This window comes from Specibacter sp. NPDC057265, assembly GCF_042668835.1.
GTDB lineage: Bacteria > Actinomycetota > Actinomycetes > Actinomycetales > Micrococcaceae > Specibacter.
Genome location: NZ_JBHUYE010000009.1, coordinates 79,164 through 92,628 on the forward strand (window position 1 = coordinate 79,164; position 13,465 = coordinate 92,628).

Consider the following 13,465-nt stretch of genomic DNA (forward strand, 5'->3'; position numbering starts at 1 on the left):
AGTCCCGGGCTTCCCCGCAATCTCAGGCGCGGACCACGTCCACCCCCTCCCCGTGGGGCAGATTCCCACTGGAGCCCAGGGCCAGGTGCCGGTCCGCGCGGGCCGCCAATGCGGCGTCGTGGGTGACCAGGACCACCGCGGAATCAGACAAGGCCACGCGCAGGGCGTCAATCAGGGCAGCTGATTCATCCACACCCAGGTGCGCCGTGGGCTCATCAAGGAGCACCACGTCGGCCCCTGACAACAGGGCCCGGGCCACGGCCACACGGGTCCGCTGGCCGCCGGAGAGGTGGTGGCCACCGGATCCCACCCGGGTCTGCAGCCCTTCCGGCAGCCCTGCCAGCCACGTGCCCAGGCCCACGGTCTCCAGCGCCGCCTGCAGTTCTGACTCCTGCGGCGGCGTTGCCGCCGGGCGTCCCAGGGCCAGGTTGGCACGCAGGGTGGAATTGAACAGGTACGCATCCTGGGGGCACCAGGCAATCCGGGACAGGCCGGCGGCCGTGGCGGGCCGCCCATTGAGCAGATAGCTGCCCGCCTGGGGTTTTAAAAAGCCCAGCAGAAGCGCCAGCAGTGTGGATTTGCCGGATCCCGATGGGCCGCTGACACTCCACCATTGCCCACGCTGTGTGCCGCCGGCAAGCTGCGTGAACACCGGGCGCTGCGCCTGGGGGTAGCTGACGGTGATGTCCTGAACCGCCAGCGAAGTGATCGTGGCTTCTCCGGCCGGTGCCTGCTCAATGCCGCTGTGGACGGTGGCCGGGGCGTCGAGTTCGGGAAGGATCCGGCGCATCAGGCCTGCGAGCGCCGGCAGTTCATTGACGGCGGCAAGGTACTGGCCCAGTGGTTCGGCGAGCGCCAGCATGAGCAGCGCGGCCACGGCGGCCGCGCGCGGGTCGAGCTGGGCGGAGATGGCTGTGAAGGCGGCGGCAATGGCTGCCAGGGAGGTCAGCAGCGTCACCAGGCCCTGGCCCAGGCCCTCAGTCCAGGCCAGCCGGCGCAGCGGCTTGGCCACGGCGCCGTCGCTGCGGCTGAAGCGGGCAGCCTCCGCCGCGCCGATCCCATTTGCGGCCATGTCGCCGGCAGCGGAAAAGAGCGTGGTGATCCGTTCGGTCAACCAAATGCGGTGGATGGCAGTTGCTGCCGAGGCGCGGCGTTGGGCCAGCAGCACCAGCACCGGCAACAGCAGCAGGCACGCAACGCCCAGTGCCAGGACAATGGGGGTGGCCTGGGGTGCCAGCAGGAACACCGTCAACAGCACGGCGCCGTAGCTGAGCGCCGCAGCAGGAATGGGCACCACCACCCGCGGCACCGCGTCCCGGAGCTCGTCGACGTCGGCCACCAGCGTTCCCAGGGCCCCGCCGGAGCGGCTGAGCTTGCCCCAGTGCGCCACGGAGGAGCTCAGGGAATCCCACAGCTGCAGGCGCAGCTCCATGGCCCAGCGGAACACGGCGTCGTGGGCCAGGAGCCGTTCCTGGTAGCGCAGCAGGGAACGGCCTATGCCGAAGGCGCGGACTCCCACAATGAGTGTCATCAGGTACAGGATGGGTGGTTGCGCCGCCGCCCACACTATGAGCCACGCCGAGATTCCGGACAGGGCCGCGGCACTGAGCATGGCCAGCGCCGAAACGACCACGGCTGCGGCGAAGCGCGGTGACAGCAGGGGCAGGCGGCGCACATGGCGCCAGGAAAGCCGCACGGCGCCGTTCCTGTCCGCCACGGGGCCTGGCGGGTCAATGGGGACGGCGGGCACGGGGGCATCCCCCGGCCCGGCTGGACCGGCCGCCAGTGCGCCGCCGGCGCCGGATCCAGCACCCGTTGCCTGCCCCGGTGCGAGCATCATTGCCAGGATGGGATCGTGGGTGGCCACAACCAGGGCCACTGTCCCCCGCAGCTGCACCATGGCTTCCCGCACTGCCTGCGCCGAGACCGCATCCAAGTGCGCCGTGGGTTCATCAAGGAGCGCCAGCTCCACTGCCGGATCCACGGCAATGCGTGCCAGGGCCCGGGCCACCGCCACACGGCGCAGCTCCCCGGGGCTGGCGGACATGACGGGCCGGTGCATCAGGTGCGCGGCGTTGACCCGTGCCAGGGCGGCATGCACGTCCTGGTCGGCAACCACGCATTGTTCCGGGCCGGCGGCGTAGAGGGCCACCTCGGCCGCGACGCTGTGTTCGGTGAACGCCGGATGCTGGGATACAAGCACCGTTCCGGCACGGTTGCGGATCCGCAGTTCCCCGCCGGTCACGGCGGCGCCCTCCCCGGCGGCCGGCAGGATGCCCGCCATGGCTGCCAGCAGCGTGGACTTTCCTGTTCCACTGGCAGTGTCCAGCACCAGGGTCCCGCCGGCGGCCAGGACATGGTTGAACCGGGCCACTGCCGGCGCGCCCCGGTCCGGATAACGGACGGTGAAGTCATGGGCCACCATGACGGCGTGGGCTGTGCCTTCCCTGGCCTCCCCACCTTGTGTAGCTGGTGCAGTGTCCAGCGGCCGGGCAGGGCCGTCCAGAATTTCATTGACACGGCGCAGCGCCTCCACGCCGTCTTCGCTGCCGTGGTGTGCGGCGCCCAGGTCGCGCAGCGGGCGGAAGCACTCCGGAGCCAGCATCAGCGCCAGCAGCCCGGCCTCCAGCGGCATGGTCCCGGCAACCAGCCTGACACCAATGAACACCGCCACCACCGCCACGGAAATGGTGCTGATCAGTTCCAGTGCCATGGCCGACAGGAAGGCAGTGCGCAGTGTGGCCATGGTGGATTTCCGGTAACCCTCGCACACCTCGGCCAGTGCCTTGCGCTGGGCGGAGGCGCGGCGCAGCCCCACCAGCACCGGCAGCCCCCGGGCCAGTTCCAGCAGGTGGTTGGACAGTCTGGCCAAACCATCGGCGGCAGCTGCCACCCGTTCCTGGGTATGCAGGCCTATGAGGATCATGAACACCGGCACCAGCGGCACCGTCAGGACCACTATCAAGGCACTGACCCAGTCGGAAATCAGTATGTGCAATCCCACCAGCAGGGGCAGCACGGCACAGCTGACCAAGGCGGGCAGGTAGGTGCTGAAGTAGTTGTCCAGCCCGTCGAGCCCGCGGCTGGCCAGCATGCCTTCGGCGCCGACAGAGCCGCCTTGGCCGCCACGCCGCGGATCCAGGCGGTGCGCCACCAATTTGCCGCGCAACTCCTCCTTGGCACCGAGCGCAGCACGCCGGGACATGATGGCCTGGCCCCAGACCGAGGTGCCCAGCAGCAGGGCCCCCAGGGCACCCGACAGGAGCAGCCGGGGGCCGTCCAGGGGCGCGTTTCCGGCCCACTGTGCCAGGGCGTGGGCCAGGGCGCCAAGGCCCAGCACCAGCCCCACGGACTTCAGGGCAGCCAGCCCGGCCAAAACCGCCAGGGCCACCCTGGTGGACCTGCCTGTCGGAAGCGCTGCACGCCGGCCCATGTCAGGACGCGCCAATGGCGGGGACGAAGTCCACCGGTTCCGGCAGCTGGGCCACCGTGACACGCTTGCGGAACACCCAGTAGGTCCATCCCTGGTAGGCCAGGACCAGGGGCAGGCCCACGGCGGCCACAATGGACATCAGGCCCAGGGTGTAGCGGGAGGAGGAGGCGTTTTCCACCGTCAGGTTCCACAGCGGGTCCAGCGTGGAGGGCAGCACCACGGGGTAGACGGCGCTGAAAATGGCTGCGCTGCCGGCCAACAGGAACACACCCATGGCCACAAAGCTCAAACCTTCGCGAATGGCCCTGTTGGCGAACCAGGACAGAACCGCGGCCAGCACCGCCACCGCCACCAGCGGCCAGCTGAAGGTCCTGCCATGCTGGAGCACCACGGCAAGCACCCAGATGGCCAGCGGTGCCAGTGCCACGGGCAGCATCCGTCCCACCAGGCGGCGCGCGCGGTGACGGATCTCGCCGTCGGTCTTGAGGGCCACGAACACGGCCGCGTGGATCAAGGCAAAGCCCACCACGGCCAGTCCCCCCAGCACGGCGTACCAGCTGAACCAGGCGAAGGGTCCGCCCACGCGGTCGCCGTTGGCATTCAGGGGCAGGCCCGTGGTGGTCAATGCCAGCATGGCACCTACGCCAAAGGCCGCCACGAAGGAGCCTGCGGCAATGGCCCAGTCCCAGGTGTTGCGCCAGCTGTCCGAGTGGATCTTGCCCCGGTATTCAAACGCCACGGCACGGAAGATCAGCGCCAGGAGCACCAGGACCAGGGGGATGTACAGGGCGGAAAACAGTGAGGCGTACCAAAAGGGGAACGCGGCAAAGGTTGCCCCGCCGGCGGTCAGCAGCCACACTTCATTGCCGTCCCAGACCGGACCGACGGTGTTCAACAGCACCCGGCGTTCCTTTTCCCCGCGGGCGAAGGTCTTCATCAGCATGCCGACGCCCAGATCAAAGCCTTCCAGGAAGAGGTAGCCGGTCCACAGCACGGCGATGAGTATGAACCACAGGGTGGGAAGAAAATCCATGACAAATCCTTAGGCAACGGTGTTGGGGCGTGGGTTAGTAGGCGAAGGCGAGGACATCGTCATCCGGTGACGCAGACGTCCCGGAACCGCCGTCCTTGGATGTGGTCCCCGCCAGTTCAGGCATGGCCGAGACCACCCCGCCACGCACGTATTTGCTCAACAGTTTGACCTCCACCACCAGGAGCACCGCGTACACGCAGGTCAGAGCCACCAGCGAGAAGATCACCTCGCCCGGGCCGACCCCCGGGGAGACCGCCGCCGCAGTGAACATGAACACCTGGTCAATGCCGCTCATGGCAGGGTTGGGGACCACCACAAAAGGCTGGCGGCCCATCTCGGTGAAAATCCAGCCGGCGGCGTTGGCGCCAAACGGGGCCAGGATTCCCAGCAGGGCCAGACGCATCAGGTTCCGCGACTGTGGCACCGTGCCCTTGCGGGTCAGCCAGAGGGCGGCTGCGGCAGCTGCCGCGGCAAGGCCGCCAAAGCCGATCATGATGCGAAATCCCCAGTACGTCACTGCCATCACGGGCAGGTAGTCGATTTCCTGGCCGGCACGGTCACCGTAGATGGGGTTGTCCGGCAGGTGCGTGCCATAGTTTTGCTGATACTCCGGCACCAGCGTGTTGACGCCGCGGACCTCGGTGGTGAAGTCGCCATTGGCCAAAAATGACAGCAGGCCCGGAACCTCCATGACAGCCACCACGTCATCGCAGTCCTGACTGCCCAGGTTCCCTATGGAGAGCACGGAGAATCCGGTGCCGTCGTGGCAGGCGCCCTCGGCGGCTGCCATCTTCATGGGTTGCTGGTCAAACATCAGCTTGGCTTGCACGTCACCGGAGATGGCGGTGCCGGCGAACGCCACCATGGCCACCACAGCCCCCAGGCGCAGGGATGTGATCCAGACTGCGTGGTCCTTTTTATCCCGGCCGGCAATGCGGTCCGACTCCCCCACCACCACGCGCCCCTGGGCGTCCACGGTGTCAATGCCGTCCCTGCGGCGCCGCCACAGGTGGTACCAGGAGATGCCGAGCAGGAATCCGCCGGCGACGGCCAGTGCGCCGGTGATGGTGTGGAAGAACGCTACAATGGCGGTGTTGTTGCTAAAGACGGCCCAGGCATCCACCATCACCGGACGTCCCTCGATTAGATCCACGCCGACGGGGTGCTGCATCCAGGAGTTGGCCACCAGGATGAAGTAGGCGGAGACAATGGAGCCTGCCACCGCTATCCACAGGCAGGCATGGTGGATTTTTGGCGGCAGTTTCTTCCAACCAAAAATCCACAGGCCCAAAAATGTTGATTCCACAAAAAAAGCCAGCAGGGCCTCCATGGCCAGCGGGGCACCGAAGACGTCGCCCACAAAGCGGCTGTACTCGCTCCAGGCCATGCCAAACTGAAATTCCTGCACAATGCCCGTGGCCACGCCCATGATGAAGTTGATGAGGAACAATTTGCCCCAGAACTTGGTCATCCGCAGGTATGCCTCGTCGCCTGTTTTGCGCCAGCGGCCCTGCAGCAGGGCCACGAGGATTCCCAGCCCAATGGTCAGTGGGACCATCAGGAAGTGGTACACGGTCACAATTCCGAACTGCCACCGGGCAATGTCCAGAGCTTCCACTTGCTTCCCCTCATTCACGCGTCAACGTCACGCCGCACCTAGATTCTACGTCTTGTAGAAGTTCTAGTTCTACTCTGTGTAGAACTTTGTTGTCAAAAGCTGTACATTTGTAACTGGGCGCACAAACGTGCTGCCGCATTTCGTGTGACGGTTGTAAATGAGGAAGTAAATGGCGACTCTTGGAGATCTCGAAAGGGCAGTCATGGACCTGCTGTGGGAACATCAGGAAGCCATAACTGCCAACGTGTTGCGGGACCTGCTCTCGCAGCGTCCCAGCAGCACGGGTGCGGACACTGAATCGCGTCCGCTGGCCGTCACCACTGTGCTGACGGTGCTTTCCCGCCTGGAAAAAAAGGGCATTGTGGAGCGGGAGCGTTCCACCCGCCCGCACCGCTACCGCGCCGTGACCAGCCGCGAGGACCACACCGCGGAGCTCATGCTGGAGGTGCTCGGCTCGGCCCCCGACCGGGAGGCCGTGCTGGCGCGCTTCATTGGCACCGTCAGTTCAGGTGAGGCCGAGACCCTGCGGAAGCTCCTGGGACGTTGATCCCGGCACGGCCCCGCGCACGGCCGGCACGGCAGCGGAGCCACCTTTGGTGTTCCAGCTGGCGTGCCGGCCGGCCTGCGGCGGCGGCCATGTCCAGGGCCCTTCCACGGTAGATTTGAACCCATGTTCTGGACCTCGTGGTTCCTTGCCTTTCTGGCCGTGGCCTTGGCCTGGCCTGTTCCGGTTTTCCTGTCCCGCGCGGCCTGGCCCGCCCGGGCACCTTTTGCCGCCATGGTGCTGTGGCAGTCCATAGCGCTCGCAGGCGGGCTGTCCATGATTGGCGCCATGCTCTGCTACGGTCTGCTCACCTTGGGCGACAACCTGCTCAGCGGACTGTCCGGGCTGCTGCGCATTCTCCAGGGCAGGCAGTCACTGGATACCCTGGGACTGGTGCATGCCTTTGCCTTGAGCGCAGCGGCGCTGCTTTCAGTGCATTTGGTCTTCACGCTCTGGCTCAGCTACTACCGGATCCACCGCCAGCGGACCCGGCACCGGGATTTGCTGCAATTGCTCAGCTCGCCGTCCACCGACAGTCCGCACACGCTTGTCATCAACTCCCAGGCTCCTGTGGCGTACTGCCTGCCCGGTGGGGCACGGTCGGTGACGGTGCTCTCCAATGGCCTGCTGGAGCTGCTTTCCCCTGAGGAACTGCGCGCGGTGCTCCTGCATGAACAAACCCATCTGACCCAACGCCACCATTTGCTGCTCTGGGCCTTCGCCGCGTGGCGCTCGGCCCTGCCCTGGCTGCCGACCTCCCGATTGGCCCAGCAGGCAGTGTCCTCCCTGATTGAAATCCTGGCCGACGACGTGGCCCTGCGCACCGTGGGCAAACCCACCCTGGTCACAGCCATTGCTCTGGTGGCCAGCGGCCCCGCGCAGCTTCCGGCCGACAAGCTGCTGGCGGGCACCGGCGATCAAATTGACACCCCGGCCACCACGTCCGCCCGTTTGGGACGTCTGCTCACCCCGGCGCCTCCCCTGCCGGCCCTGTGGCAGTCACTGGTGATCACGGCCGCCGGATTGCTGCTGGCCATCCCCACAGCCCTGCTGTTCGGGCCGCCACTGCTGCGCTAGCGTTCCAGGCAGCCTGCCGGCCGGCGGCGGGCCGCCCGGGCCGGGCAGCCCTGTGGCGGGCCGCCGGGGCCGGGGTCAGGCGTCAATGCGCTCCTGGTCAAGATCGTCACTGCCTGCCACAATGAACTCCTTGCGGGGGGCCACATCGGATCCCATGAGCAGCTCAAAGGTGTGCTCCGCACGGTCGGCGTCGGCGCTGGTGACCCGGCGCAGGGTGCGGTGGCGGGGATCCATGGTGGTTTCCGCCAGCTGGTCGGCGTCCATTTCCCCAAGCCCCTTGTACCGCTGGATGGGCTGCTTGTAGCTCTTGCCGGCTTTTTCCAACTTCGCCAGCAGCACATGCAGCTCACGTTCGGAGTAGGTGTACACCATCTCGTTGGCCTTGGAGCCGTGGTTGACAACCTCCACGCGGTGCAGCGGCGGCACGGCGGCATAGACGTTGCCGGCGTCGATCATGGGGCGCATGTAACGGAAGAACAAGGTCAACAGCAGGGTGCGGATGTGGGCGCCATCCACATCGGCGTCGGTCATGAGGATGACCTTGCCGTACCTGGCCGCCTCCAAATCGAAGCTGCGGCCGGACCCGGCACCCACCACTTGGATCAGCGCGGCACATTCAGCGTTGGCCAGCATGTCGCCAATGGAGGCCTTCTGCACGTTCAGGATTTTGCCCCGGATGGGCAGCAGGGCCTGAAAGTCCGAGGAGCGGGCCAGCTTGGCGGTTCCCAGCGCACTGTCACCTTCAACAATGAACAGCTCGCTTTTTTTCACGTCATTGCTGCGGCAATCGGCCAGCTTGGTGGGCAGGGACGAGGATTCCAGCGCATTCTTGCGGCGCTGCGTCTCCTTGTGCACCCGCGCCGAAATGCGTGACTTCATCTCGGAGACGACTTTTTCCAGCAGCTGGGCGCTTTGGCTCTTGTCTGCCCGCTGCGTGGATTCGAGTTTGGCCTTGAGTTCGCGCTCCACCACCTTGGCCACAATGTTCTTCACCGCCGGCGTGCCCAGGATCTCCTTGGTCTGGCCCTCAAACTGCGGCTCGGCCAGACGGACAGTCAGCACGGCCGTCATGCCGGCCATGACATCATCCTTTTCAATCTTGTCATTGCCCACCTTGAGCTTGCGCGCGTTGGTTTCAATGACTTTCCGGAAGGTCTTCAGCAGTGCCTGCTCAAATCCCTCCTGGTGGCGCCCGCCCTTGGGTGTGGCAATGATGTTCACGAAGCTGCGCATGGTGGTGTCATAACCGGTGCCCCAGCGCAGCGCAATGTCCACCTCACAGTCACGTTCCACGGCAGTGCTTTCAAGGTGCCCGCTGGCGTTGAGCACAGGCACCGTCTCGGTGAAGGTGCCATGGCCTTGAAGCCGCCAAATGTCGGTGACCGCGCCCCCCACCGCCAGGAAGTCCACGAACTCGGACAGGCCGCCGTCGTGGTGGAATATTTCCTCGTGGGTGGCAAACTCGCCGGGGGTGCCGGCAATCCTGCGCTCGTCCACGATCCTGATCTTCAGCCCCGGCACCAAAAAGGAGGTCTGCCGGGCGCGGGCCACCAGCTCGTCGTAGGAAAATTTGGCGTCCGCGGTGAAGATCTGCCTGTCGGCCCAGTACCTGATGCGGGTCCCCGTCACGCCTCGCTTGGTGGAGCCCACAATGTCAAGGCTGGATTTGTCAGTGAAGGGGGAAAATTCCACGTCGGGGCTGAGGGTGCGGCCCACATCCTTGAAGTGGCCCGGCTCACCGCGGCGGAAACTCATTTGGTGGGTCTTCCCGCCGCGGTCCACCTGGGCATCCATGCGGGCCGAGAGCGCGTTGACCACGCTGGCGCCCACGCCGTGGAGGCCGCCGGAGGCGGCATAGGAGGTGCCGCCGAACTTGCCGCCGGCGTGCAGCTTCGTCAACACCACCTCCAGGCCCGTCAGCCCGGTTTTGGGTTCCACGTCCACAGGGATGCCGCGGCCGTCATCATGGACCTCCACCGAATTGTCCCGGTGCAAAATCACTGAAATGTTCTGACCATACCCGGCCAGCGCCTCGTCGACGGAGTTGTCGATTATTTCCCACAGGCAGTGCATCAGGCCGCGTGAGTCCGTGGAGCCAATGTACATGCCCGGCCGCTTGCGGACAGCTTCCAGCCCTTCCAGCACGGAAAGGTGGCGGGCGCTGTAGTTGGAACTTTGGCGTGCCACGGTGGACATACTCCTTTGAGCTGGGGGTGGGCGGAACTTCATTACCTAGGTTAACGCCTGGGTGCGACATTCATTTGACGGTGCGTCCCCGCCGCCGGGGTGCCGTCCCCGGGCTACGCGGTTAGCGAAAGTTGGCCCTCCGGGGGAAGGAAGGGCGGTGGCAGGTGGTTGTATAAAGTACAGGACTTATGAAGGAGGCCAACATGACCACCAGTGTCATCAGCACACAGCTGACAACCATGGATCGCTGCGACCGTTGCGGCGCACAAGCCTACGTGCGGGTAGTGCTGGAGTCCTCCGGCGGTGAGCTGCTTTTCTGCGGCCACCACGCCCGTGCCGTGGAAGCCACCCTCAAACCGCTTGCCTCAGAGTGGCTTGACGAGACTGGCCGTTTGCATGAAAAGGCTCCCGTTTCCGTCGACTAGAGACAAGCGCGCGGACAGGCAGCTAGCAACAACACAAGAGGGCCCCAGTCAGCTGGGGCCCTCTTGTGTTGTCCCGAAGGGGGCCGCCCGGGCCCGGCAACGGCCGGGCCCAGGCGGCGCGCAGACTAGTCCAGGTAGTCGCGCAGCACCTGTGAACGTGAGGGGTGGCGCAGCTTTGACATGGTCTTGGATTCAATTTGGCGGATGCGTTCGCGGGTCACGCCGTAGACCTTGCCAATCTCATCCAAGGTCTTGGGCTGGCCGTCGGTCAAGCCAAAGCGCATGGCCACAACCCCTGCTTCACGTTCGGAGAGGGTGTCCAGGACCGAGTGCAGCTGTTCCTGGAGCAGGGTGAAGGACACCGCGTCGGCCGGGACCACTGCTTCGGAGTCTTCAATGAGGTCACCGAATTCAGAGTCGCCGTCCTCGCCCAGGGGGGTGTGGAGGGAGATCGGCTCGCGGCCGTACTTTTGAACCTCAACAACCTTTTCCGGCGTCATGTCCAATTCCTTGGCCAACTCCTCCGGCGTGGGTTCCCGGCCCAGGTCCTGGAGCATCTGCCGCTGCACGCGGGCCAGCTTGTTGATGACCTCCACCATGTGCACGGGGATGCGGATGGTGCGGGCCTGGTCCGCCATGGCACGGGTAATGGCCTGGCGGATCCACCAGGTGGCGTAGGTGGAGAACTTGAAGCCCTTGGTGTAGTCGAATTTCTCCACCGCACGGATCAAACCCAGGTTGCCTTCCTGGATCAGGTCCAAAAACAGCATGCCGCGGCCGGTGTAGCGCTTGGCGAGCGAGACCACGAGGCGGAGGTTGGCCTCGAGCAGGTGGTTTTTGGCAATCTTGCCGTCGTGGACAATGCGCTCCAGATCGCGCTTGAGCTGGTTGTCCATGTCCGTGCCGGCGCTTTGCAGCTTCTCATGGGCGAAAAGTCCCGCTTCAATCCGCAACGCCAGGTCCACTTCCTGCTCCGCGTTGAGCAGGGCCACCTTTCCAATCTGCTTCAGGTAGTCCTTCACGGGGTCGGCTGTGGCCCCGGCGGACATTACCTGCTGCACGGGGGCGTCGTCGTCATCGGAATCCGAATACACGAAGCCGGTGCCGGTGGGCACGGGGCGCTCGGTGGCGGCGTCGTCGGACTCCTCCTCTTCGACGACAGGCTCCACAGGGGCTTCCTCGTCGCCGGCGGAGGCGGCCTTGCCCCGCTTGGCCGCGGCCTTCTTGGGGGCGGTTTTGGCTTCAGGAGCTGATTCGCCCGCGGCGGCAGCTTTTTTGGCGGCGTTGGTGACAGCGCGCTTCTGTGCTGGCGTCAGCGGCGCTTCGGCCTCCACGGCGGGATCCTCAATCTCCTTCGTGGGGGAGACTTTGCTCTTGGCAGTAGCAGACACAGAAAACCTTTCTTACGGCGGTCTGTGGAGTTACCTTTGGGCAACACCACTATGACCCTGTCAAGTCCATGTTGCAGAGCGCACCACAGTTGCCTTTAGGGTCGTAGGGTGTACAACTCCCTGCGCGGCTGCGTTGTTCCCGCTGCCCTGGAATAAAAACCATTCCAGCCACTGTCATTCAAGCACTGTCCTGCATCAACACGAACCCAACCGGGTCTCAACCTCAAGTGTCTCACGATTTGCCGCTGGGCCTGAATTTGCACGAGCACGGGGCCTCAAGCCACATCGGAGCCGCCTTGCGCACCCCTGCCGCCGGCTCCGTAGCCGCGCCAGGCGGTCCGCCGGTCCTTGGCGCACTGGGCAATGTGTCCAACGGCCAGCAGCTGATCCAACAGGGCGGCCAGCTTGTATCCGGGCTGGCTTTTTTGGCTGGCCGCAAAGTAGTGGCCGGCCCAGGTGCCACGGCCCTTGCACCACTGGATCCACCCCAAGATGCACAGTACCGGCGCCCTGTCCGGGCCCTCCGTGGAGCGGGCCAGAAACTGCAGCAACGGCTCGGCCCGGTCCAGCCGCTCCCAGTCAGGCCCGCTGGCAAGGGCCGCTTTGGCTGTGCGTGCAGTGCCCTCCCCCGGGGTGCCGGGCAGCGGCCGGGGGCGCCCGTGGGTGCCGGAGGATTTGCGCAATGGCTGCGCCGTTTTGGCCGTGCCGCTGTGGATGAGGTCCCCCACCAGGGTTTTGGAAAAGTTGTTCATGGCCGCCAGAAGCCCATCCTGCTGCGCTTCTTCACAGGCAACGGGACAGCAGGGGCCCTCATGGCCCTCGAAGCGCCCGCCGGGAAGCAACAGCTGCTGGCCGTCATCGGCTGAAACCAGGCCGAGCCCCACCGCACCCATGAGCGACTGCTCCGCCGTCGTGGCCAGGGCCACCATGACCGCGTCACGGACACGGCAGTCCCCCAGGCTGGCCAAAAGGTAGGCAGCGGCGGTGGCATCAGGGGTCAGCGGCCACCGGGACAGGGCCTTCTCCCATGCCCCCAGCGTCACGGCCAGTTGCCCGGAACCTGCCCCGCAGGCTGCCAGGGCATCACGCAGCGGGGCAGCCGCTTGGGCCACAGCCAGCACAAACTTTGGATCCCGGGGCGTGGAGAGGTCCCGGATCTGCCGTTCCGGCGGTTCCCGGACCATGCTCCCGCGGTAAATGAACTCGGCATTGACAAAGCTTTCGCGAATGCTGCTGTTGTCCTTTCCCGGCCACGGGCAGCAGGCAGCCTCCGTGCAGAAAACGTTGCGCCAATGCCGTCCACCCACGAACCAGGCGTCCTTGACCGGCAGACCCTGCTGTGCGAACGCCGACAGCAGGTGCGCGTAGAGCCGGGCATGTGGCTGGCGCCCGGGATCGGTCCAGTCTTCGGCGGCGAAGATGGCCAGCAGGCAGCCATCGGAGACGCTGTCGCTGGCCATCTGCGCGGAGGCCATGTGGGCGAGCTGGGCCACCCCGGGGCTGTGCTCCTCCGGCAGGTCCAGGCGCATGGTGGCCCGCAGCTGCTTGCCGGCCATGCCGATGCACACCACACTGGCGTCCGGCCAGTACCCCACCATGTGGGGAATGAAGGCCAGGAGGTCTTCGCCGGCGCTGACTTTGATCTTCTCTTCGGGCTTATTCATGCTTTCAGGCTGCGGCCTGCGCGGCCTGAAAAAAAGAGCTCCTGGGCCAAGGCGGCCAATCTGTGGATAACGGCGGCCGGCTGCGGCATAAAA

9 protein-coding genes are annotated in these 13,465 nt (G+C 65.7%); 3 read left to right on the forward strand and 6 right to left on the reverse strand.

The window, feature by feature from the left end:
- Positions 1–22: 22 nt before the first annotated feature.
- The 3 genes from cydC to ACFUCV_RS08770 are packed head-to-tail and all read right to left on the reverse strand — an operon-like array spanning position 23 to position 6,084.
- Positions 23–3,433 carry a thiol reductant ABC exporter subunit CydC gene (cydC, locus tag ACFUCV_RS08760; protein WP_380814650.1) on the reverse strand — a complete coding sequence of 1,137 codons (3,411 nt, stop codon included), beginning with the start codon at positions 3,431–3,433 and terminating at the stop codon, positions 23–25.
- Position 3,434: 1 nt separating this feature from the next.
- Positions 3,435–4,466 carry a cytochrome d ubiquinol oxidase subunit II gene (cydB, locus tag ACFUCV_RS08765; protein ID WP_380814653.1) on the reverse strand — a complete coding sequence of 344 codons (1,032 nt, stop codon included), beginning with the start codon at positions 4,464–4,466 and terminating at the stop codon, positions 3,435–3,437.
- A 34-nt stretch (positions 4,467–4,500) separates the two neighbouring features.
- Complete coding sequence (locus ACFUCV_RS08770; RefSeq protein ID WP_380814655.1) at positions 4,501–6,084, reverse strand: cytochrome ubiquinol oxidase subunit I; 1,584 nt, start codon at positions 6,082–6,084, stop codon at positions 4,501–4,503.
- A 169-nt stretch (positions 6,085–6,253) separates the two neighbouring features.
- Here ACFUCV_RS08770 and ACFUCV_RS08775 point away from each other — a divergent pair, with 169 nt between their 5' ends.
- Together ACFUCV_RS08775 and ACFUCV_RS08780 are read left to right on the forward strand one after the other, a co-directional pair.
- On the forward strand, positions 6,254–6,631 hold the full coding sequence (locus tag ACFUCV_RS08775; RefSeq protein WP_380814658.1) for a BlaI/MecI/CopY family transcriptional regulator: 378 nt from the start codon (positions 6,254–6,256) through the stop codon (positions 6,629–6,631).
- A gap of 123 nt (positions 6,632–6,754) precedes the next feature.
- On the forward strand, positions 6,755–7,705 hold the full coding sequence (locus ACFUCV_RS08780) for a M56 family metallopeptidase (RefSeq protein ID WP_380814660.1): 951 nt from the start codon (positions 6,755–6,757) through the stop codon (positions 7,703–7,705).
- 75 nt (positions 7,706–7,780) lie between these two features.
- Here ACFUCV_RS08780 and ACFUCV_RS08785 read toward each other — a convergent pair whose 3' ends face one another.
- Entirely contained in the window at positions 7,781–9,892 is a 2,112-nt protein-coding gene (locus ACFUCV_RS08785; RefSeq protein ID WP_380814663.1) for a type IIA DNA topoisomerase subunit B, read from the reverse strand.
- 203 nt (positions 9,893–10,095) lie between these two features.
- On the opposite strand from ACFUCV_RS08785, the gene ACFUCV_RS08790 reads away from it, so the two are divergent.
- Entirely contained in the window at positions 10,096–10,317 is a 222-nt protein-coding gene (locus tag ACFUCV_RS08790) for a hypothetical protein (protein ID WP_380814665.1), read from the forward strand.
- Between the two features lie 125 nt (positions 10,318–10,442).
- On the opposite strand, the gene ACFUCV_RS08795 is transcribed toward ACFUCV_RS08790, so the two are convergent.
- Together ACFUCV_RS08795 and ACFUCV_RS08800 are read right to left on the reverse strand one after the other, a co-directional pair.
- Complete coding sequence (locus ACFUCV_RS08795; RefSeq protein WP_380814666.1) at positions 10,443–11,708, reverse strand: RNA polymerase sigma factor; 1,266 nt, start codon at positions 11,706–11,708, stop codon at positions 10,443–10,445.
- 275 nt (positions 11,709–11,983) lie between these two features.
- Positions 11,984–13,372, reverse strand: coding sequence for a DUF4192 domain-containing protein (locus ACFUCV_RS08800; RefSeq protein ID WP_380814667.1), 1,389 nt, complete (start codon positions 13,370–13,372; stop codon positions 11,984–11,986).
- Between the last annotated feature and the right edge of the window lie 93 nt (positions 13,373–13,465).

Coding starts and splice junctions, on each gene's coding strand:
- ACFUCV_RS08780 (WP_380814660.1), top strand. CDS start 6,755: ATGTTCTGGACCTCGTGGTTCCTTGCCTTTCTGGCCGTGGCCTTGGCC.
- ACFUCV_RS08800 (WP_380814667.1), bottom strand. CDS start 13,372: ATGAATAAGCCCGAAGAGAAGATCAAAGTCAGCGCCGGCGAAGACCTC.
- ACFUCV_RS08775 (WP_380814658.1), top strand. CDS start 6,254: ATGGCGACTCTTGGAGATCTCGAAAGGGCAGTCATGGACCTGCTGTGG.
- cydC (WP_380814650.1), bottom strand. CDS start 3,433: ATGGGCCGGCGTGCAGCGCTTCCGACAGGCAGGTCCACCAGGGTGGCC.
- ACFUCV_RS08790 (WP_380814665.1), top strand. CDS start 10,096: ATGACCACCAGTGTCATCAGCACACAGCTGACAACCATGGATCGCTGC.
- cydB (WP_380814653.1), bottom strand. CDS start 4,466: ATGGATTTTCTTCCCACCCTGTGGTTCATACTCATCGCCGTGCTGTGG.